This is a genomic window from Hymenobacter edaphi (assembly GCF_003258365.1).
Classification (GTDB): Bacteria; Bacteroidota; Bacteroidia; order Cytophagales; family Hymenobacteraceae; genus Solirubrum; species Solirubrum edaphi.
In genome coordinates this window covers 542,678-563,722 of sequence record NZ_QHKM01000004.1, presented here as the reverse complement: position 1 = coordinate 563,722, position 21,045 = coordinate 542,678, and the positions used below count along the sequence as shown (strand labels likewise).

The 21,045-nt window shown below is 66.7% G+C and carries 19 protein-coding genes; 12 read left to right on the top strand and 7 right to left on the bottom strand.

What is annotated here, in order from left to right; genetic code table 11:
• Positions 1-5: 5 nt before the first annotated feature.
• Complete coding sequence (locus DLM85_RS15625; RefSeq protein WP_165822155.1) at positions 6-1,397, bottom strand: cytochrome P450; 1,392 nt, start codon at positions 1,395-1,397, stop codon at positions 6-8.
• A gap of 202 nt (positions 1,398-1,599) precedes the next feature.
• Here DLM85_RS15625 and DLM85_RS15620 point away from each other — a divergent pair, with 202 nt between their 5' ends.
• Positions 1,600-2,883, top strand: a complete 1,284-nt coding sequence (locus DLM85_RS15620) for a T9SS type A sorting domain-containing protein (protein WP_111479032.1) — start codon at positions 1,600-1,602, stop codon at positions 2,881-2,883.
• 114 nt (positions 2,884-2,997) lie between these two features.
• A complete protein-coding gene (locus DLM85_RS15615; RefSeq protein WP_111479031.1) occupies positions 2,998-3,312 on the top strand; it encodes a hypothetical protein in 315 nt (104 codons plus the stop codon).
• Between the two features lie 81 nt (positions 3,313-3,393).
• Here the strand turns inward: DLM85_RS15615 and DLM85_RS15610 are convergent, their stop codons facing one another.
• Complete coding sequence (locus DLM85_RS15610) at positions 3,394-4,839, bottom strand: hypothetical protein (RefSeq protein WP_111479030.1); 1,446 nt, start codon at positions 4,837-4,839, stop codon at positions 3,394-3,396.
• 111 nt (positions 4,840-4,950) lie between these two features.
• A complete protein-coding gene (locus DLM85_RS15605) occupies positions 4,951-5,940 on the bottom strand; it encodes a polyprenyl synthetase family protein (protein WP_111479029.1) in 990 nt (329 codons plus the stop codon).
• 115 nt (positions 5,941-6,055) lie between these two features.
• Between DLM85_RS15605 and DLM85_RS15600 the strand changes: the two genes are divergently transcribed.
• From DLM85_RS15600 to folK, 3 genes are all read left to right on the top strand, one after another.
• Positions 6,056-6,928: a DUF3667 domain-containing protein gene (locus tag DLM85_RS15600; RefSeq protein WP_165822154.1), complete on the top strand. Its 873-nt coding sequence runs from the start codon at positions 6,056-6,058 to the stop codon at positions 6,926-6,928.
• 56 nt (positions 6,929-6,984) lie between these two features.
• Positions 6,985-7,857 carry an alpha/beta hydrolase family protein gene (locus tag DLM85_RS15595; RefSeq protein ID WP_111479027.1) on the top strand — a complete coding sequence of 291 codons (873 nt, stop codon included), beginning with the start codon at positions 6,985-6,987 and terminating at the stop codon, positions 7,855-7,857.
• Positions 7,858-8,059: 202 nt separating this feature from the next.
• Positions 8,060-8,563, top strand: coding sequence for a 2-amino-4-hydroxy-6-hydroxymethyldihydropteridine diphosphokinase (folK, locus tag DLM85_RS15590; RefSeq protein ID WP_111479026.1), 504 nt, complete (start codon positions 8,060-8,062; stop codon positions 8,561-8,563).
• A 12-nt stretch (positions 8,564-8,575) separates the two neighbouring features.
• Here folK and DLM85_RS15585 read toward each other — a convergent pair whose 3' ends face one another.
• The 4 genes from DLM85_RS15585 to DLM85_RS15570 form a co-directional block, all read right to left on the bottom strand.
• Positions 8,576-9,739 carry a hypothetical protein gene (locus DLM85_RS15585; RefSeq protein ID WP_111479025.1) on the bottom strand — a complete coding sequence of 388 codons (1,164 nt, stop codon included), beginning with the start codon at positions 9,737-9,739 and terminating at the stop codon, positions 8,576-8,578.
• Between the two features lie 67 nt (positions 9,740-9,806).
• Positions 9,807-10,691, bottom strand: coding sequence for an ACP S-malonyltransferase (fabD, locus tag DLM85_RS15580; RefSeq protein ID WP_111479024.1), 885 nt, complete (start codon positions 10,689-10,691; stop codon positions 9,807-9,809).
• A 205-nt stretch (positions 10,692-10,896) separates the two neighbouring features.
• A complete protein-coding gene (locus DLM85_RS15575) occupies positions 10,897-11,109 on the bottom strand; it encodes a hypothetical protein (RefSeq protein ID WP_111479023.1) in 213 nt (70 codons plus the stop codon).
• Positions 11,110-11,343: 234 nt separating this feature from the next.
• Entirely contained in the window at positions 11,344-14,205 is a 2,862-nt protein-coding gene (locus tag DLM85_RS15570) for a T9SS type B sorting domain-containing protein (protein WP_111479022.1), read from the bottom strand.
• Between the two features lie 246 nt (positions 14,206-14,451).
• On the opposite strand from DLM85_RS15570, the gene DLM85_RS15565 reads away from it, so the two are divergent.
• From DLM85_RS15565 to DLM85_RS15535, 7 genes are all read left to right on the top strand, one after another.
• Positions 14,452-15,126 carry a succinate dehydrogenase cytochrome b subunit gene (locus tag DLM85_RS15565; RefSeq protein ID WP_111479021.1) on the top strand — a complete coding sequence of 225 codons (675 nt, stop codon included), beginning with the start codon at positions 14,452-14,454 and terminating at the stop codon, positions 15,124-15,126.
• 21 nt (positions 15,127-15,147) lie between these two features.
• Positions 15,148-17,082 carry a fumarate reductase/succinate dehydrogenase flavoprotein subunit gene (locus DLM85_RS15560; RefSeq protein ID WP_111479020.1) on the top strand — a complete coding sequence of 645 codons (1,935 nt, stop codon included), beginning with the start codon at positions 15,148-15,150 and terminating at the stop codon, positions 17,080-17,082.
• 133 nt (positions 17,083-17,215) lie between these two features.
• On the top strand, positions 17,216-17,971 hold the full coding sequence (locus DLM85_RS15555; protein WP_111479128.1) for a succinate dehydrogenase/fumarate reductase iron-sulfur subunit: 756 nt from the start codon (positions 17,216-17,218) through the stop codon (positions 17,969-17,971).
• A 150-nt stretch (positions 17,972-18,121) separates the two neighbouring features.
• Positions 18,122-18,649 (top strand): NADPH-dependent FMN reductase, encoded by a 528-nt coding sequence (locus DLM85_RS15550; RefSeq protein ID WP_111479019.1) that lies wholly within the window; start codon positions 18,122-18,124, stop codon positions 18,647-18,649.
• 98 nt (positions 18,650-18,747) lie between these two features.
• A complete protein-coding gene (locus DLM85_RS15545) occupies positions 18,748-19,128 on the top strand; it encodes a hypothetical protein (RefSeq protein ID WP_111479018.1) in 381 nt (126 codons plus the stop codon).
• Between the two features lie 58 nt (positions 19,129-19,186).
• Positions 19,187-19,969: an MbnP family protein gene (locus DLM85_RS15540; protein ID WP_111479017.1), complete on the top strand. Its 783-nt coding sequence runs from the start codon at positions 19,187-19,189 to the stop codon at positions 19,967-19,969.
• 12 nt (positions 19,970-19,981) lie between these two features.
• The gene (locus DLM85_RS15535) at positions 19,982-21,040 is read left to right on the top strand and encodes a cytochrome-c peroxidase (protein WP_111479016.1); all 1,059 of its coding nucleotides are present in this window, start codon (positions 19,982-19,984) and stop codon (positions 21,038-21,040) included.
• Positions 21,041-21,045: the final 5 nt, after the last annotated feature.

Genomic DNA, 21,045 nt, shown 5'->3' with positions numbered 1-21,045 from the left:
ACAAGCTACGCCGGCTTTTCGTGCAGCCGAAACCCCAGCCGGATGTCGTGGCGGGGGCGCAGGCTGATGAGCGGGCGCATGAGCACGGGCGGCTGCGCCACCCACTCCACCTCGAAGCGGCGCAGCACCTGCAGCAGCACCAGCTGCATCTCGGTGAGGGCAAACTGCTGCCCGATGCAGAGGCGCGGCCCGCCGCCGAAGGGCAGGTAGGCGTAGGGCGGCGGGCTCGGGGCCTCGGGGCCGAAGCGCGCCGGCCGGAAAACTTCGGGCTCGTCCCAGAGCGCGGAGTGGTGGTGCACGCCGTAAAGGTAGGCCGAAATCAGCGTACCCTGGGGCAGGCGCAGGCCCTGGTACTCGTCGTCGCGGGCGGCGCGGCGGTCCACCATCCACACCGGCGGGTAGAGGCGCAGGGTTTCCTGCACCGCCTGCAGGGCGTAGGGCAGCCGGGGCAGGTCGGCGAAGGTGGGGCGGCGCGGGCCCAGCACCGCCGCCAGTTCGGCGTGCAGGCGGGCGGCTTCCGCGGGGTGGCGGGCCAGCAGGTACCACAGCCAAGAGAGGCCGTTGGCGGAGGTTTCGTGGCCGGCCACCAGCAGGATGATGGCCTCGTCGAGCACCTGCTCATCGGTCATGGGCAGGCCGGAGTCCTCGTAGCGCACGTCCAGCAGCATCTGCAGCAGGTCGTCGGGGGCGGGGCCGGGCTGCTGCTTGCGCCGCCGGATGTAGCCGCCGATCAGCTGGCGCAGCTCGGCGGCCAGCCGGTCGTGGTGGCCGTACTGCCCGCGCAGGCCCAGCCAGGGGCGCAGGTAGGGCTGGCGCAGGGTGCGCACATAGAAGGCCTGCAGCTCGGTGAGCAGGCGCGAGAGGCGCTGCAGCTCGTCTTCGCTCATGGCCGAGCTGAACACTGAGCGAGCGATGATGCGGAAAGCGGTGGCGGTCATCAGCTCGTGCACCGGCACCTCCACGCGGCCGCCCTGCTGCCGGGCCGCGGCCACCACCGGCGCCAGGCACTCGTCGATGACGTCGAGCATGAGCTCGGTGAGAGTGGCAAGGCGCTGGCGGTGAAAGCCGGGCTGGATGAGGCGGCGCTGCTGCAGCCAGTAGTTGCCCTCGGCCGTGAGCAGGCCGTGGCCGAGGTAGCGCGCCAGCCCCTGCGAAATGTCGGATTTGGGGTAGTTGCGGTGATTTTTCTGCAGAATGTGCTGAATCAGGCCCGGGTCGCGGGTGAGCAGGGTGGGCCGCACGCCGCCCAGGTGCAGCCCCACGGTGTCGCCGTAGGTATCGAGGTAGCCGGTGATGACCGGAATGGGGTCGGCGGCCAGGGCCCAGGAGTTGCGGAAGGAGCGCAGCCGCGGCACCCGGGGCAGGCCGGCAGCGGCGGAAACGGCAGCAGGAGCCATAAGCGGAATGCTGGAGCAGAATAAGCGGCTCAAAGTACGCACAAACCTGGTTTGGCCCCGGCGCCGCTCGGGCCGGGGCCTCAGGCAGATACCGGTTGGCCGCGAAAGGTGGCCGGCCACGCCCCACATCTACATGTGATTGTCTGACAGCGGCCTGCGGCCGCTTCTTTGCAGCTCTTTCGCCCCTCCTACTTCCAACGCTATGAAACCATCTTTTTGCCTGCTGACCGCTACGCTGCTGCTGAGCGGCCTGGCCCTGCCCGCCCGGGCCCAGTGGCAGACGTACACCACCGCCAACTCCGGCCTGCATAGCAACGTGGTGCGCGAAGTAACCACCGACGAGAACGGGCACCTGTGGGTGGCCACGCAGGCGGCGGTGCAGCGCTTCGACGGCACCACCTGGACCACCTACACGCAGGCCCACGGCCTGGACTACGGCACGATTAAGTGCGTGGCGGCCCGGGGCGGCGTGGTGTGGGTGGGCCACGACCGGGGCCTGAGCCGCTTCGACGGCGCGGCCTGGACCAACTTCACCAACGCCGCCGACCTGCCCGTGGGGTTGTTCGGGCCCACCGACCGCAGCATCACCGACGTGGTCATCGGGCCCGACGGCACCGTGTGGCTGGCGGGCAGCCGCGGCCTGGGCCGCTACGACGGCAGCACCTGGCGCAAGTACAACCGCTCGAACTCGGGCCTGCAGGAGGAAGCTATAACGGCACTGGCTCTCGACGAAGGCCTGAACACGCTCTGGATAGGCACCAACTGCAACAGCGCCCAGGGCGGCGTGTACGCGCTGAACCTCACGGCCAGCAGCTGGCGCTACTTCAATATGGCCGGCCGCAACTGCGTGCACGGCCTGGCGGTGAGTACCGCCGGCACCGTGTTTGTGGGCACCTGCAACGCCAGCGGCCTGACGACCATCGACGCCGGCACCGGGACGCGGGGCGCGGTGACCAGCAGCGGCTGCGTGACCCTGGACGGCGTGGCGGCCGACCCCACGGACCCGGACCGGGCCTGGGTGGTGGCCGAACAAATGGGCGCGAGCCCCACGCCCTACGGCCTGCTGGCGTACGACGGCCGCCGCGGCACGTTTGTGGAGCAGCACGTACCCAGCAGCACGGGCCTGCCCAGCCACAACGTCAGCTCGGTAAGCGCGCAGCGCGTGGGCAGCGGCCAGCGGGTGTGGGTGGGCACCACCGACCGCGGCCTGGCGGTGTACCAGGCGGTGGTCAGCAGCTCGCGCCGCCCGGCCGACGCCCCCGCGCTGGCGCTGAGCCCCAACCCGGCCACCGAAACGGTGGAAGTAGCCGCCGCCCCGCCCGGAGCCCGCCTGGCCGTGTACGACAACGCCGGGCGGCTGGTGTACGCGGCCCCGGTGGCGGCCGCGCCGGTGCGCCTCGACGTGCGCAGCTGGCCCGCCGGCCTCTACCACCTGCGCCTGAGCTCGGCGCAGGGCACGCGTACCGGGCGCCTGCTCAAGCACTAGCGGATTTACGGGTCAGCCGGCACTTTTTGGCGCAGGGCTCGTACTCACTGGTACGGGCCGAACCCACGCGTTGGCCCGGGCGCCTTCCCATTCCAAACCAAACCCTTCGTCCCTATGTGGATTCAGCAAAAAGCCAACGAACCCGCCCCGCTCAGCGACCTGCAAGGCCACACGGTCGGCCTGAAATTCGAGTGCAACAAGTGCCACACCGAAGTCTTCACCGACCTGATTGGCATTCCGGCCCCCGACCACCTGGCCAACTCCACGGAGGATGACGGGCAGTTCGAGAAGGAAGAAATCAAATGCCCCGGCTGCGACATGACCCACCAGATTACCATCAAGAGCACCTTCGAAGGAGTGACCTTCGACGTGTCGGAAGTGGCGCAGGGCAGCGTAAGCTACCAGGTTCCGCCGGCCGAGGAAAAGTAACCTCCCGATTTTCAAATACAACGTCCCGGCGGGGCCGCAGCTCAGGTAGCTGCGGCCCCGCTGCTTTTTCGGCAGGTGGCGTTACTGCTTCGGCTCCTGGTAGTACAGCCGCTTGCCCCAGGTTACGCCCCAGTAGTCGAGCAGCCGGGCCGCCGTTTCGGAGGCTTCGGGGTAGGCCACCGGCTCCCAGGCCATGACGGTGCAGGTGCCCGGCAGGCGCACCACCGGGCCGGGGCTGTCGGCCAGGGTCTGGAAGGCCAGCCGCTCGCAGGCGTTGGTGCGCGGCAGCCCGGGGTGGTCGGAAACCAGGTAGAACGCCGACAGCACCAGCACCCAGGCCAGGTAGACGCGGCGGCGGGCGGCGGGCAGGTAGCGCAGCAGGTAGCAGCTCGTGAGCGTGTAGAGGGCCAGCAAGGCCAGCAGAATGGGCAGCACCGAGTCGCGGCGCAGGATGAGCGGGCGGTAGTTGCGGTAGCCGCCCAGGGGCAGCAGCAGCATGAACACCAGCGCGAACAGGCCCAGCCAGCGGCCCGCGCGCAGCAGGCGCCGGCCGGTGTCGGTGGCGGGCGTGGCCCAGCGAATCAGCACCAGATTCAGCAGCACCGCGCCGAGGAAGATGGGCAGGCCGGGGCGGCGGAACTGGTCGTTCAGGCCCAGCGGCAGGCGCTGGTACCGTTCCCATAGCGGCAAGGTGTGCGTGAGCCGCTCGGCCTCGAAGGTGCCGATGTAGAGCGAATACAGGCACAGCAGGCCGAAGATGACAAGCAGGCCGAAGGGCTGCCAGGGAATGCGCCGCCACACCTCGGCCCACTGCCGCTGGCGCAGCAGCGGCCCCTGCCGGCCCAGCCAGCGCAGCACGATGCCCGCGCCCAGCACCGCCACCACGCCCGGCACAATGGCCCCGTTGAAGCTCAGCACCACCATCAGCCCGAGCAGACCGAGCCAGGTCAGCGGCCCCACGCGGAAGGGCCGCTGCTCGACCTCAGCCTGGTAAAACGGCAGGAAGTAGAGCAGCAAGAGCAGCAGCGGGAAGCCGTAGAAGAAGGTGTAGGTAACGGAGTTGTCGGCAATGCCCATCTGGTTGTGGTAGCCCCCGACCTGAAACAGCGGCACCAGCAGCGCCATTGTCGCCCACAGGCGCCGGGAACGGAGGCGCCAGGTGCCGCTGGCGTAGCGGCCCAGCACGTACATAATCAGCGCCTGCACCAGGGTATTGAACAGGGCGCAGGCCGCGTAGATGCTGCTGACTGGGCTCAGGCCCAGCCGCTGCCACGCGAAGGGCACCGACTTAAAGTAGCCCACCATGGCCGCGTGGGCGAAAAAGCGGTTCGGGGCCACGTACACCTCGTGGCGGGTGAGGGCCGCCCAGCCGAACGGGTCCGTGAGCACCTGGCGGCAGTCGGGCGCGGGCAGCACGATTTGCGGCAGGTCGCCTTCCAGCGGCAGCTGATAGTTCTGCCAGAAGGTGTAGCCCAGATCGAGCAGCACCAGCAGGATCAGCAGCGGTAGCGGGAAGCGTTTGGGCATGGGCAGGCGGCAAAACGTCGGGGGTGCCGGTGGAACTGGTTTCGGCGTACCAACAAAGCTACGGCGTCGCCGTGGCTCCGCGCACCCGGCCGCCGGCTGCATTGGCCTTGCTTACTTCTCCCGCTCGATGGTGTACTCGATGAGCTGCTCCAAGGACACCCGGGCCGGGGAGGCCGGGAAGGTGTGCAGAATGGCCAGGGCCTCGTCGCGGAACTGCTTCATGCGCTCCACGGCGTATTCCAGCCCGCCCGACTTCTTCACGAACTCGATAACGGCCTGCACGCGGTCGGCGCGGCCGTCGTTGTTCTGCACGTTGTAGATGACGCGGCGCTTCTGCAGCCAGGAGGCCTGCTGCAGGGCGTAAATCAGCGGCAGCGTCATTTTTTTCTCCTTGATGTCGATGCCGACGGGCTTGCCGATTTCGGCCGTGCCGAAGTCAAACAAATCGTCCTTGATCTGAAAGGCCATGCCCACCTTCTCGCCGAACAGCCGGGCGCGCTCCACCGCCTCCCTGCTGGCGCCCACCGAGGAGGCGCCCACGGCGGTGCAGGAAGCAATGAGCGAGGCCGTTTTCTGGCGGATGATGTCGAAGTACACTTCCTCGGTGATGTCGAGGCGGCGGGCTTTTTCGATCTGCAGCAGCTCCCCTTCGCTCAGCTCGCGCACGGCCCGGTTCACGATTTTGAGCAGGTCGAAGTCGTCGTGCTCCAGGGCCAGCTGCAGGCCGCGCGAGAGCAGGTAGTCGCCCACCAGCACGGCTATCTTATTCTTCCAGAGGGCGTTGATGGAGAAGAAACCGCGGCGGTAGTTGGATTCGTCCACCACGTCGTCGTGCACCAGCGTGGCCGTGTGCAGCAGCTCGATGAGGGCCGCGCCGCGGAAGGTGGGCTCGGGCAGCGGGGCGGTGGGGTCAGGGCTGACGGTATGGGCGGTCAGGAATACGAACATCGGGCGCAGCTGCTTGCCTTTGCGCCGGATGATGTAGCCCATGATTTTGTCCAGCAGCAGCACCCGCGTTTGCATGGACTGGCGGAATTTCAATTCGAATTCCTGCATTTCGGCCGCTATCGGGGCCTGTATATCGTCCAGCGAATATTTCATGCGGTGGGTAGGGCGCGCAATGATACGCACGCGGCGGCAGTTTTCGGCTGCGGGCGGCGGCGAAGCTGGCCCCGTTGCGTAGATTGGCCCTTCGCAACCCCCAGCCCGCCTGCCCGTGTCAGCCACCGCCCCCACCGCCCGCGTCGGCGCCGCCTGCGCCACCTGCGGCACCGCGCTGCAAGGTTCTTTCTGCCACCATTGCGGCGAAAAGCGCCTCGACTACCACGATTACCACCTCGGCCACTTCCTGGAGCACGCCGTGGACACGGCCACCCACTTCGACCTGAAAGTGGTGAAAGGCGCGTGGAGCCTGCTGCGCCGCCCCGGCCTGATGACCCGCGAGGTGCTGGCCGGCCGCCGGGTGCCCTGGCCCAAGCCGCTGCAACTGTTTCTGGTGGTCAACCTGCTCTTCGTCTTCGCGGCCCACAAGCTGAAGCTGCAGATTTTCAACACGCCCTGGCGCTACCACCTCGACAACTGGTACGGTGGCTGGGCCGCGGGCCGTATGCAAAGCCTGGCCGCGCGGCGCGGCCTGGCCGTGGATCAGCTGGCCGAGCAGTTCAACGCCTCGGCCAACGTGCTGTCGAAAACGCTGATTTTCGCCTTCATCCCGCTGCTGGCGTTGCTGCTGACCGCGCTGTTCTGGCGGCAGCGGCGGTACTTTCTGGAGCACGTCGTGACGGCCACGCACCTGATCAGCCAGATTCTGCTGGTGGAGCTGGTGATGATTGCGCCGGGCACGGCCCTGATCTGGCTGATCAACCAGGCCCGGGATGAGCCGCTGGGCTTCGGCAACCGGGATATGGTGGCCACGGCCATTATCACCCTGAGCATCACGGCGTGGGCGGCCTTGCTGCTGCGGCGCACATACGGCGGCAGCGCCCTGGCGGCCGGGGCCCGCGGGCTGGCGGTGGGCATCGGCTTTTTCTGGCTGCTCATCAACGTGTACCGCCCGCTGCTGTTTCTGGTCACCTACTGGCTGCTGTAACCGCCGGCCGCCGCGCCGGTTGTCCTGTCTGAACCCCGCCCTACTCCCCTACCGCCATGGTTGCCCCCGTTGCCACCACCCGTCTGGATTTCACCCTCACGCCCGCCCACCACAGCCGCGCCTTCGCCGCCGATGCCCGCTTCGTGCCCGATGGCCGCGCCAAGCCGCTGGTGGTGTTCGTGCACGGCTTCAAGGGCTTCAAGGACTGGGGCCACTTCAACGTGCTGGCCGATTTCTTTGCCCGGCGCGGCTTCGTGTTCGTCAAGCTCGACCTCTCGCACAACGGCGTGGTCATCGGCGGCACGGGGGATTTGGAAGACCTCGACGCCTTCGGCCGCAACAACTTCTCGATTGAGCTGGACGACATCGGCTGCCTGCTCGACGCGCTGCACCAGCCCGGCCGAACGCCCGTGCCGGCCGCCGAAATGGACCTCGGGCGCCTCTACCTCGCGGGCCACAGCCGCGGCGGGGGCCTGGCCATGCTCAAGGCCGCCGAAGACGCCCGCGTGCGCGCCGTGGCCGCCTGGGCCCCGATTACCGACGTAAACCCCGGCTGGCCCGAGCCCATGATGCAGCACTGGCAGCAGGCCGGGGTGGTGCACGTGGAAAACGCGCGCACCAAGCAGCAGCTGCCGCTGTACTTTCAGATGGTGGAGGACTACCACCGCAACCGCCGCCGCCTCGATATTCAGCACAACCTGCGCCTGCGGCTGGCCCAGCCCCTGCTCATTATCCACGGCGACCAGGACGAGACGCTGCCGGTAACGAAAGTACCGCTGCTGCAGGCGGCCAAGCCCGACGCGGAAGTGGTCATCCTGCCCGGCGGCGGGCACATGTTCGGCGGCGCCCACCCCTGGGCCGACACCAGCCTGCCCCCGCTGGCGCAGGAAGTGGCCGCGCGCACGGTGGCGTTTTTCGAGCAGCACTGAGCGGCCGGTTTGGCTGGCGCCGGCTTAGCCGCTGCAGGCGTCACCGGTGCCTACCATCAGACCGGCTTTCCACCGGCATGCGGCGCCCGCCCCCCGGCCCGACGCAGCAAGGGTCGACGCCGGTTGAAAACCTGCTTTATTTTGGGCACCGGTTACGTCGCCCGCGGCAACTAAACCGGCGCCAGTAATTTTCTCCACTCGCATGAAACCACACGCCCACACCGCTTTTCTGCTCCTCGGCTCCAACCTCGGCGACCGGGTCGTCACGCTGCACCGCGCCCTGCTGGCCCTGGCCGAAAAAGGCGGCCGCCTGGTGGCCGTGTCGGGGGTGTACGAAACGGCGGCCTGGGGCCAGGAGGCGCAGCCGGCCTTCCTGAACCAAGCCGTGCAGCTCAGCACCGACCTCACGCCCGAGCAGCTGCTGGCCGCCTGCCAGCAGGTGGAGGCCGACCTGGGCCGGGAGCGGCTGGAGCTGTGGGGCCCGCGCACCCTCGACGTGGATATTCTCTTCTACGACAACCTGGTGCTGCAGACCGCGGAGCTGACCATTCCGCACCCGCGCCTGCCCGAGCGCCTGTTTGCCCTGGTGCCCCTGGCCGACATTGCCACCGCCTACGTGCACCCGCAGCTGGGCAAATCGGTGGCCGACCTGCTGGCCGACTGCCCCGACAAGCTGCCCGTGGAGCCCTGGTTTGGGGCCATGTAAGCCGCCGGGCGCTCAGCGCGGCGGCACCGGCAGCTGGTGGCAGAACCGGGCCACCCGCACCGCCCGCACCGCCGGGTAGGCCAGCCAGCACGCCAGCACCAGCAGCGCCCAGCGCCGCCCCGCGGCCAGCCGGCCGGCCGCCTCGGCCAGCAGCAGCACGAACGGGCCGTAAACCGCCGCGGCGTAGCGCTCCACGTCGTACACGTTGCCGCCGGCCCGGCTCAGCACCGTCAGGCCGATGTGGCCCAGAATATAGGTCAGCAGTACCGCGCCCAGCAGGCGCAGAAAGGCCTGCCGGCTGCGCCAGGCCACGGCCGCCAGGGCCAGCAGCAGCACGGGCAGCAGCAGCTCGAACAGCCAGTGCTTGGGCCAGCCGGCCTGCTGCACCGGCACCAGCCAGCGCGTGAGCACGTAGCCGTAGTCGCCGAGGGTTTCGCGCAGGCCCGGCCAGCCCCGGCTGCGGTATACTTCGGGCCGGGCGGCCACCTGCTGCGCGTGCCACAGCCAGCCCCCCGCGGCACTGCCGATGAGGGCCGCGTGCAGCAGCAGGGCGCACCCATAACGGCGCAGCTCGGCCGGATAAGCCAGCAGCAGCCCCACGCCCACCCCGAGCAGCAAAAACACGCCCGAGGTGCGCTGCAGCGGCAGCAGCAGTCCGGCCACCGTAGCGGCCCCCAGCCAGCCGGGCCGCCGGGTGCGCAGCCAGCGGTGCAGCGCCGCGGCGTAGAGCCCGAATAGGGCCTGGAATCCGGCCTCGGCCCAGACGAACTTGGCCGTAACCACCCAGGGCGCCGCCAGCGCCAGCAGCAGCAGGCCCCATGCCGCTGCCCGGCGCGGCAGCAGCTGCGCGGCCAGGTAGCCCCAGCTCCAGAGGCAGAGCAGGCTGGCCAGCACGTGCAGCGCGGTGGCCCAGGCCAGCACCTGCCGCCCGCCCAGCGCCAGCAGCAGCGGGTACAGCGGCCCCCACGAGGCGTAGGGCGTGCCGTCGGCGTTCAGCAGCTGGCCCGTTTCGGCGAAGCTGGCGGCGGCAGCCAGGTAGTGCCGCGAGTCGGCGGTGCGGGCCAGGCCGGGCAGCAGCGCGTAGAGCAGCAGGCTCAGCAGCAGCGCCGTGGCTGCCGCCGCCACGGCCGCGCGGGGCCTCGACCAGAATGCGGCGGCGGGGGCAGCGGTGTTCATGGGGGCGGATGCTAAAAGAGCCGGCTGGGGGCCGGCTCTTTCAACGAACGTACGCAATCGGCTCGATTTACTGGGCCGAGGCCGTGGCGGCCTGGGGCGAAATTTTCTTCACCAGGCCCTGCAGCACCTTGCCCGGGCCGCACTCCACGAATTCGGTAGCGCCGTCCTCGCTCATGCGCTGCACCGACTGCGTCCAGCGCACCGGCGCGGTCAGCTGGCGGATCAGGTTCTGGCGAATTTCGTCGGGGTTGGTGTGCGGGGCCGCGTCCACGTTCTGGTACACCGGGCAGCGGCCGGCGCTGAAGGTCGTGCGCCCGATGGCCTCGGCCAGCGCCGCCTCGGCCGACTGCATCAGCGGGGAGTGGAAGGCCCCGCCCACCGGCAGCGGCAGGGCGCGCTTGGCGCCGGCGGCCTTCAGGGCCTCGCAGGCCTGCTCGATGCCGGCCCGGGAGCCGCTGATGACCAGCTGGCCGGGGCAGTTATAGTTGGCGGCCACCACCACGTTGCCGCCCTGGCTGATTTCCTGGCAGATGCGCTCCACCGTGGCGTCGTCGAGGCCGAGGATGGCGGCCATGGTGCCGGGCTGCTCCTCGCAGGCGGCCTGCATGGCCTGGGCGCGGCGGGCCACCAGCCGCAGCGCGTCCTCAAACGTGAGCACGCCCGCGGCCACCAAAGCCGAAAACTCGCCCAGGGAGTGGCCGGCCACCATGTCGGGCTGCAGGCCGGGCGTGGCCACAAACTGCGCCACCGAGTGCACGAAGATGGCCGGCTGCGTCACGTCGGTGCGGCGCAGGTCGTCTTCGGAACCCGAGAACATGATGTCGGTGAGCGAGAAGCCCAGGATGTCGTTGGCCTGCGTCATCAGGGCGCGGGCCTCGGGGTGCTGCTCGAACAGGTCGCGGCCCATGCCGGTAAACTGGCTGCCCTGGCCGGGAAATACTACTGCTTTCATGCGGAAAAAAATCGGGGGAAAAAGCGTTGCAAAGTCGTTGTACGGTACGGCCGCCCAAACGGGCCGCAAGGTGCGCAATCAGGCCCTTATGCGCAAAACCGGGCCGCCCTCACTTCAGCGGTACCTCGGTCGGCTGCCCCGTGCGTTTGTCCACCAGGATCAGGATGCCGGCCGGCTTCCGGTTGTCGTTGCGTCGGATGAAGACCTACCAGCCAGCTGGTTGCTCCTGCACTTCCACCTGATCCAGCCGCAGCTGCCGCACGGTGCTGCTATCCTGCGCCACCCACCGCAGTGCTATTTCCCGGGCTTCGGCCGCCGTTTTTACCTGCGCCTCCGCCAGCGGCACCGGCCGGGGCGGGCGTACGGCACAACTGCCCAGCGCCGCCGCCAGGATCAGGCTGAAGCTCCATCGATTCATAGCCGGTAAGCTGAGGTGCGCGAACAGTAATTAAAAATCCTCCCAGCCCCTCGTGCTCCTCTAGCGGCCGCTTATCGAAGCCTTTCCACCGCTTCGTTGTTCGGCAGAGAGGCTGCGCTGCCCTTGGCCTGACCGTTCAAGGGGCTGACTGCTTACCCAAGCTGCCACCAGCACACTCTAAAGAAAAAGGGCCGTCGATTTCGACGGCCCTTTTTCTTTAGAGTGTGCTGGTGGTTAGCGCATCACCTCCACCCAGCCTTTGTAGGTCTTGGTGGTGCGGCTCAGGTCGGCAAACTGCACCTCAATGAGGTAGTAGTAGGTGCCGGCCACGGCCTTGGCGCCGGTGTCGCGGCCGCCAACTTCGCCGCCGGCCGCGCCGCCGCCGTCCCACAGCGTCAGGTCGGAGGAGGCATTGCCCTCGTACACTTTCACGCCCCAGCGGTTGAAAATCTGCACCTTGGCCCGCACGATGGGCGAGGCCGAAATCGGGCGGAACACGTCGTTGCGGCCGTCGTTGTCGGGCGTAAAGATGTTGGGCAGCAGGAAGAACTGACAGTTATCCTGGCAGGCCACGTTGCTCTGGGCGCTGCTGTTGCCCAGCGAATCCACGGCCACCACCGCGTAGCAGCCCGCCGCCGAGGCCAGGTTGCTGTGCACGAAGCTGGGCACCGGCGTCCGGCCGATTTCCAGCAGCGGCCCGTCGGGCGTGGGGCTGTAGAGCACCCGGTAGAAGGAAATGTTGCGGCTGCAGTCGGCCGGGGTGCTGCCCAGCGTCCAGGTCAGGCGGTTGGTGTAGAGCAGAGTGCGGCCGCGGTTCGGGGCCTGCTGGGCCACCGCAGCAATACTGTCGCAGTTGACGGGCAGCAGCGTCAGCACCGGCGGGCAGGGCACGGCGGCCAGCGTCACACACTGCACCTGGCTCAGGTTGAGCAAGTTGCTGGGTTGATTGGGGGCGCCGTAGGTCCCCACGGTTTCCACGCGGTAGCAATACGTCTGGTCTTTGCGCAGCGTGCTGCTGCGGTCGGTGAAGGTGCCCCCGGTGCGGGCGCCCACCGTGTCGCCCACCAGCACGAAGGGCGCCGCCGGGTCGGCGTCACGCCGGTAGATGCGGGTGCGCAGCACGCTGTTGTCCCAGGGCACGTTGTAAGTCCAGGTCAGCTTCACGGTGGTGCCCACCGGGTTGGCCGCCGCCACGAGGCGCACGGAGCTGGCCGGCCCGGCGGGCTCCACGACCTCGGGCGTGGCGCGGAAGAACTCCAGGCGGTAGGTGTAGGCCCGGTCACGGGTGTTCAGGTTGGTATCGGTGTGGGTGGTGTCCGTCAGGCTGGTGGCCGTGCGCACCAGCGTGTAGGCGTTGGCGGCCGGGCTCTGGCCCTCGGCGCGGTAGAGGCGGTAGCCCAGCGGGGCCGGGAAGCCCGCAGCCGGAGCCGGGGCCGTCCACCGCACTCCGATCTGGCCGGTGGCCGCGTCGGTGCGCTCCACCGTCACGTTCGTAAGCAACGTTGCCCGTCCCTGCATGGCCAAACAGACTTCCTGGGAGGCAATGCTGGCCCCACCCGCGGGGCGCGGAAACTCGGCGTAGATGCGGTAGCAGTAGGTTTTGCCCCGCTCCAGCCCGCGCCCGCCGTTGGTGTCGGTGTAGGTCTGCGCATTGGCCGCCACTTCCCCCACCAGGGTGTAGCCCGCGCTGGCCGGGATGCCCGTCTCGCAGCTGCCCGGGCTCCAGCCCGACTGGTTTTCCTTGCGGTAGATCAGGATGCGCGTCGCGTTCTGGCACACGTACCGGTCCCAGGTCAGCGTGGCCGCGGTGCCGGCGGCCACGGCGCGCAGGCCCGTCGGCGGCGGGCCCACCACGGTGATGCGCCAGGGCCGCTCGTCGATGAGCGTCTGGCCCGAAGCGGGCACGTCCTCCACCTTGAACAGCACGATTTTAGCATCGGAAGCCACGTCGCTGCAGCTGGTAGCCCAGCTGAAGCGGCCCACCGCCCGGCCGGGTTGGCTGAGCGTGGTCACGAAGCTGGCCGGGGTGGGCAGCATGCCGCCGTAGGCCGAGAGGCGCAGCGGGTTGTTGTCCGGGTCGGTGGCCGTGACCGTGCGCGTAATGGTGGTGCCGGCCACCACGCAGGTGTCGCGCGGCACGGTGATGATGGGGCGCTGGTTGCTGCTGGCAAACACCGTTATCTGCATGTCGCGCACCACTTCCCCGATCTTGCGCCGGCCCCCGAACGCGTCGCGCCGCCACTCCTCCACCACGAAGGCCACGTTGAATTCGCCCAGCCCGAGGGGACTCGGTGCGTTCCACACCATCTGGCCGGTGCGCTCGTCCATGACCAGAATGGCCGCCGTGCCCGGCACGCCCGCCGGGGTGCCCGAATACGCCACCTGCACCCCGTTGGGCGACACCATTTGGTCCTGCGGGTACACGTACCCCGGCAGGTTGACCGGGTTAGGCACGTTGCCGCCGCTGTTAATCACCCCATCGACGCCCCGGGGCTCCCACTGGCAGATGCGCAGCTTGTAGGCCAGCGAGTCGCCGTCCTCGTCGGAAGCCGCGGGGTTGTGCAAGTACACCTGAGCCGCCGCGGCCCGGTCTACGGCCGGGGCGTTGAGCACCGGCGAGTGGTTGACGACCAGCACCGGGTCAATCGTAATCTGGGTGTGGATGTAGAAATTACGCGACGACGACTGGGGCACGTTGCGGATGCCCCCGTTGCGGTTTTCGCCGATAAAACTCACCGTGTAGCGGCCGGCAGCGTTGTACAGGTGCTCGAAATAGTACACGTTGCGGTTCACGTTGTTGCCGATGTTGACGCGGCTCACCCGCGTAATGGCATCTTTCCCGCTGCTGGTGCCGTCGCCGAAAAAGATGGTTTCCGTATTATCGGCATCGGCGCCCTGGGTGGCATCCGTGTAGGTCACCATCTTAAAGAAGATGCGCAACGGGTTGCGGGCGGCCGTGGTATCGGTCTGGGCCTGAATGTCGCCGGCGCGGATGTGGGTGGCCCGGGCCGGCAGGGCGGTCAGTACACTCAGCACCACTAAGAACGCCGAACCGGCCCATGCCCGGAGGCGGCCGCGGAGTAATGGAAGAATCATACTGCTAGACGGTTAGAAAGCGTCGGCAAGAAAAAAAACGGCAGTAAAAAGAATGATTTCATCCTAACAAACGCCGCAAACAATGGGTTATCAGGATGTCCTCCTTCGTGTAACGGCAAGCCCGAAGCACTGGTTCACCTGCCCGGCAGCCATTTGGCAGGGAATGCGAAGCGAATTGTTTCGTTGCGGGTCGGGGTGTACCTTTGACCGGTTCAACCGACCTTTTTCTCACCCTTCCGTTCACCTATGAGTTGGCTTAGCAACGCGCTTACCAGCAGCATTGGCCGCAAAATCATCATGGCCGTCACGGGCCTGTTCCTGTGCTCGTTCCTGGTGGTTCACTTAGTCGGCAACCTCCAGTTGTTTAAGAACGACGGCGGCGCCGCTTTTAATATCTATTCCCATTTCATGGGGACCAACCCCATCATCCGCACCCTGGAATTCGGGCTGCTGTTCGGGTTTGGGTTTCACATCTACGAGGCGTTTGTCCTGACCGGCAAGAACCGCAAGGCCCGGGGCAGCCAGGGCTACGTAGCCAATCACATCGAGCAGAACTCGCCCTGGCAGTCGCGCAACATGGGCCTGCTCGGCACCATTATCCTGGTGTTCCTGCTGGTCCACCTCTACAACTTCTTCTACCGCGCCCGTTTCGGCGACCTGGACCCGGACATCAACAACAACGACGACCTGTACACGCTGGTGGTCAGCTCGTTCCACCAGTGGTGGTACGTGCTGCTGTACGTGCTGGCGCAGGTAGCCCTGTGCTACCACCTGATCCACGGCTTCAAGAGTGCCTTCCAGTCGCTGGGCCTCACCCACCGCAAGTACACGCCCTTCGTCACCTACCTGGGCTACGCCTTCTCGGTGCTGGTATGCGCGGGCTTTGCCGCCATGCCGCTGTACTTCTTCTTCCTTCAGTAACCCACCCGGTTTGCCTTTACTATGAACCTGGACGCGAAAATTCCCGAAGGCCCCCTGGCCGAGAAATGGGACAAGCATAAGTTCAACGTTAAGCTCGTCAACCCCGCCAACAAGCGGAAGTACGACGTTATCGTGGTGGGCACCGGCCTGGCCGGCGCTTCCGCCGCCGCCTCGCTGGCCGAGCTGGGCTACAACGTGAAGGCCTTTTCCTTCCACGACTCGCCCCGTCGCGCGCACTCCATCGCCGCGCAGGGTGGCATCAACGCCGCCAAGAACTACCAGAACGACGGTGACTCGGTGCACCGCCTGTTCTACGACACCATCAAGGGCGGCGACTACCGCGCCCGCGAAGCCAACGTGTACCGCCTCGCGCAGGTATCGGTGAACATCATCGACCAGTGCGTGGCCCAGGGCGTGCCCTTCGCCCGCGAGTACGGCGGCCTGCTGGCCAACCGCTCGTTCGGCGGCGCCCAGGTGAGCCGCACGTTCTACGCCCGCGGCCAGACGGGCCAGCAGCTGCTGCTCGGCGCCTACTCGGCCCTCTCGCGCCAGATTGCCTACGGCAAGGTGAAGATGTACAACCGCACCGAGATGCTGGACCTGGTGATTGTCGACGGGCAGGCTCGCGGCATCATCACGCGTAACCTCATCACGGGCGAAATCCAGCAGCACGCGGCTCACGCGGTGGTGCTGGCCACCGGCGGCTACGGCAACGTGTTCTACCTGAGCACCAACGCCAAGTACTCCAACGCCACGGCCGCCTGGCGCGCCCACAAGAAGGGCGCCCTGTTTGCCAACCCCTGCTTCACCCAGATTCACCCCACCTGCATTCCCGTGTCGGGCGACTACCAGTCGAAGCTGACGCTGATGTCGGAGTCGTTGCGCAACGACGGGCGCGTGTGGGTGCCCAAGACGGTGGAAATGGCCGAGCGCCTGCGCCGCGGCGAAATCCACGTCAGCCAGATTGCCGAAGAGGACCGGGACTACTTCCTGGAGCGCAAATACCCCGCCTTCGGTAACCTGGTGCCGCGCGACGTGGCCTCGCGCAACGCCAAGATGATGTGCGACGAAGGCCGCGGCGTGGGCTCCTCGGGACTGGCCGTGTACCTCGATTTCAGCGAAATCATCAAGCGCATCGGCGCTGAGGGCGTAAGCCAGAAGTACGGCAACCTCTTCGCCATGTACGAGAAAATCACCGACGAGGACCCGTACAAGCAGCCCATGCGCATTTACCCGGCCGTGCACTACACCATGGGCGGCCTGTGGGTGGATTACAACCTGCAAACCACCGTGCCCGGCCTCTACGCCACCGGGGAGTGCAACTTCTCCGACCACGGCGCCAACCGCCTCGGCGCTTCGGCCCTGATGCAGGGCCTGGCCGACGGCTACTTCGTGATTCCCTACACCATCGGGGATTACCTGGCCCAGACGCCGCCCAAGCCGGTGACCACCGAGCACCCGGCCTTCAAGGAAGCCGAAGCCAACGTGCGCACGCAGATTCAGAAGCTGATGAGCATCAACGGCACGCGCACCCCGGACGACTTCCACAAGGCCCTGGGCCACATCATGTGGGAGAAATGCGGCATGGCCCGCACCGCCGAAGGCCTGAAGCAAGCCAAAGCCGAAATTCAGCAGCTGCGCCGCGAGTTCTGGAGCGACCTGAAAGTGGTGGGCGTAAACGAAGAGCTGAACCAGACCCTCGAGAAAGCCGCCCGCGTGGCCGACTTCATCGAGCTGGGCGAGCTGATGGTCGACGACGCCTACAACCGCAACGAAAGTTGCGGCGGCCACTTCCGCGAGGAATACCAGACGCCGGAAGGCGAGGCCCTGCGCGACGACGAGAACTACGCCTACGTGGCCGCCTGGGAGTGGCGCGGTGACAACCAGCCCGAAGTGCTGCACAAGGAGAACCTCGTGTTCGAAAACGTGAAGCTCACCCAGCGCAGCTACAAGTAAAATCAATTAAAAATGAAGAATTAAAAATTGAGAATTATCAGGCACTGATCTAAGCATCAGCCTTTTAATTTTTCATTTTTTGATTTTTAATTCATAAAAAACCATGGCTGGAAGTAACCCCAACGCCAAACCCATGAACCTCACGCTGAAGGTGTGGCGGCAGAAAAACCGCGACGCCCAAGGCAACATCGTGGATTACCAGGTGCGCGACATTTCCCCGGACATGTCGTTTCTGGAAATGCTGGACGTGCTGAACGAGGACCTGCTGCGCCAGGGCCAGGAGCCAGTGGCTTTCGACCACGACTGCCGCGAAGGCATCTGCGGCTCGTGCAACCTGTTCATCAACGGCCGCGCCCACGGCCCCGAGCCGGGCACGACCACCTGCCAGCTGCACATGCGCAAGTTCTCCGACGGCGACACCATCACCATCGAGCCCTGGCGCGCCGAGGCTTTCCCGGTGAACAAGGATCTGTCGGTGGACCGCTCGGCGTTTGACCGCATCATCCAAGCGGGCGGCTACGTGTCGGTCAACACCGGCGGCGTGCCCGATGCCAACGAAATTCCGATTCCGAAGTCCATTGCCGACCAGGCGTTTGATGCAGCTACCTGCATCGGCTGCGGTGCCTGCGTGGCGGCCTGCAAAAACGCGTCGGCCATGCTGTTCGTCTCGGCCAAGGTGTCGCAGCTGGCGCTGCTGCCCCAGGGCCAGGTGGAGCGCAAAACCCGCGTGGAAAACATGATTGCGCAGATGGACAAGGAGGGCTTCGGCGCCTGCACCAACATTGGCTCCTGCGCCGCCGAGTGCCCGGTGGGCATTTCGCTGGAAAACATTGCCATCCTGAACCGCGAATTCCTGGCCGCTAAGGCTACCTCGAATAACCTTGCCTAAGGCTTCGTAGTTGTCAACGCAGAAAAGCGAACCAGCCTGCTGGTTCGCTTTTTTGTTGGCCCTGATTGCCGAATTAGGAGTTAAGAAGCTCGGCCGCTTTCCCACTCAGTCCACTTCTTGATTTTTAATTCCTAATTTTTAACTGACCTGATGATAACTATCGTTGCCGGTACCAACCGGCCCCAGTCGCGCGCCCGGCGCATCAGCGAGCTGTACGCCGCCCAGCTGCGCGAATTCGGAGCCGCGGTGCAGATTTTGGACCTGGCCGCCCTGCCTGCCGACTTCACGGCCACGGCACTCTACCACAACGTGGGCAGCCATCCGGAATTCAATGAGCTGGTGGACATGGCCAGCACCGCCGACAAGCTGGTGTTTGTGGTGCCCGAGTACAACTGCTCTTACCCCGGCGTGCTCAAGGCTTTTATCGACGGGCTGCCCTACCCCGGCGGCATCCGCAACAAGAAAGCCGCGCTGGTGGGTCTTTCCTCGGGCACCCAGGGCGGGCTGCTGGCCCTGAGCCACCTCACCGACGTGCTGATGTACCTGGGCACGGCCGTGCTGCCGCTGCGCGTGCGCCTGCCCAACATCGAAGCCAGCCTCACGACCACCGGCGAGCTGCACAATCCGCTGTTCGAGCAGCTGTTGCGGGAACAAGCGGAACAATTATTGCGGTTCTAGCGGAGCGGTCTTACAACCCGCGGCGCCGGAAGTGAATCATCGGATGACAACCCGGCCTTCATCTTATCTTTAGGACTGCCACTGCTTCTTCTGCCCGCATGCACCAGTGCCTAGTCGTGTTCCTTTCCCTGCTCATCCTGCTGCAGTCGTTCAGCCGGGAGGTGCTGGTATTGGATTACGCCCTGCGCTGGCAGCGCATCACGGAGCAGTTTTGCGTGAACAAAGCCCGGCCGCAGCTGCGCTGCAACGGCCGCTGCCACCTGCGCAAGCAACTGGCCCGAACGGACGACGCGGAGAAAAAAGCGCCGCAAGGCGCGGCCAAGCTTAAGTTTGAAGCCCTGCCGCTGGCGCGCTTCGGCTTCCAGCCGCCGGCCCGCCCCACCGCGACGGCGCGGCCGGCGTTTCGGCCTCTGCGCAGCCCGCGCACTGGGATGGAAGTGAACCGGGACGTATTCCGGCCGCCGGTGGGCCGAAGCTGATTGCTCCGTTTGTGTCGGCGCCGCGGCGTCCCTTCCCCACCATCCAGCGTTACTGTTCATGCTTTTTCGTACCCTTCCGGCAGCTCTTGCCACCCTGCTTCTCGGCGCCATCAGCCTCACCGCCTGCGACGACGACGACCAGCCGGCTACCGTCACCACCGGCAAGCTCAATTTCGAGCTTGAAAACGTGGTGGGCGCGCAGTCCCTGGCCTTTGGTACTCCCTACGCCACGCTGGCCGGCGACCCGTTCAGCGTTACCAAATTCAGCTACATCCTTAGCAATTTCAAGCTGACCAAGGCCGACGGTTCGGTGTGGGCTGAGCCGGAAAGCTACCACCTCATCAAGCAGTCCGACGCCGGCTCCCGCAACTTTACCATTGCGGATATTCCGCCCGGCGACTACACCGGCCTCACGTTCACCATCGGCGTGGATGCCGCCCGCAACACGGCGGGCGCCCAAACCGGTGCCCTGGCTCAGGACAACGATATGTATTGGGACTGGAACTCGGGCTACATTTTCCTCAAGCTCGAAGGCACTTCGACCCAGTCCCGCACCGGCGTGTTCACCTACCACGTCGGCGGCTTCAAAGACCCCTACAACAGCCTGCGCACCGTGGCCTTGCCGTTGCCGGCGGGCGTGACGGCCCTGCAGGTCAGCACCACCAAAACCCCGGAGTTGCACCTGAAGGCGGATGTGCAGCGCCTGTTTGCCGGCCGCTACCCGGTCAGGCTGGCTCAGATGATTACCACCGGCCACGGCGCCGACTCCAGCGCGGTGAAGCTGGCCATCAACTACGCGGCTGGCATGTTCCGCATCGACCATGTGCACAACGGCGACTGAGCCTTTCTACTCATGAAACGTGCTTGGACAGCCCCGCTGGCCGCCGTGCTGGCGGGGCTGCTCATGGCAGGGTGCCACCCCGATGCCGATGTGCTGACCTCGCCCGAGGCGGTGCCCGGCAGCGTCGTTCCCGCTAATTTCCCCCCGCCGGCTTACGGCCCCGAGCAAAACCCGCCCGACCGCGCCAGCTTCGAGCTGGGCCGCAGCCTGTTCTACGACCCGCTGCTCTCGCGCGACAGCACCGTTTCCTGCGGCACCTGCCACCGCCAGGCCGACGCCTTTGCCGATGCCGGCCGCCGGTTGAGCGTGGGCGTGCAGGGCCGCCTCGGGGCCCGCAACGCGCCGCCCCTGCAAAACCTGCGCTGGCGCCGCACCCTGATGTGGGACGGCGCCGTGTCGCACATCGAAGTGCTGCCGCTGGCCCCGCTCTCCAACGCGCAGGAAATGGGCGAAACGCTGCCGCACGTCCTGGCCAAGCTCAACCGTCACCCTAGCTACCCGGCCCGCTTTGCCCGCCTCTACGGACCCGGCCCCATCACCTCCTACCAGCTGCTGCGCACGCTGGCCCAGTTTACGGCCGCCCTCACTTCCGCCGACAGCCGCTACGACCACTACGTACGCCACGAAGCCGGCGGCACGCTCTCGTCGGCCGAGCTGCGCGGCCTCACCACCTTCCGCGCCCAGTGCGCTAGCTGCCACGCCACCGACCTCTTCACCGACGAAACCTACCGCAACAACGGCCTCGACGGCCGTTTTCCGCAGGATTCGGGCCGGGCGCACATCACCGGGCGGGCGGCCGAGCGGGGCCTCTTCAAAGTACCTTCGCTGCGCAACGTGGCCCTGACCGCGCCCTACATGCACGACGGCCGCCTCCAGACGCTGGCCGAGGTGCTCGACCACTACGACCACGGCGTCGTCGCTTCCGCCACGCTCGACCCGCTGCTGCGCCGCCCCGACGGCCACCTCGGCCTGGCCCTCGACGCCCGCCAGCGCACCGACCTACTGGCCTTTCTGCAGACACTCACCGACGACTCATTTCTGCACAATCCGCAATTAGCGCCGCCGCGCTGAACCGG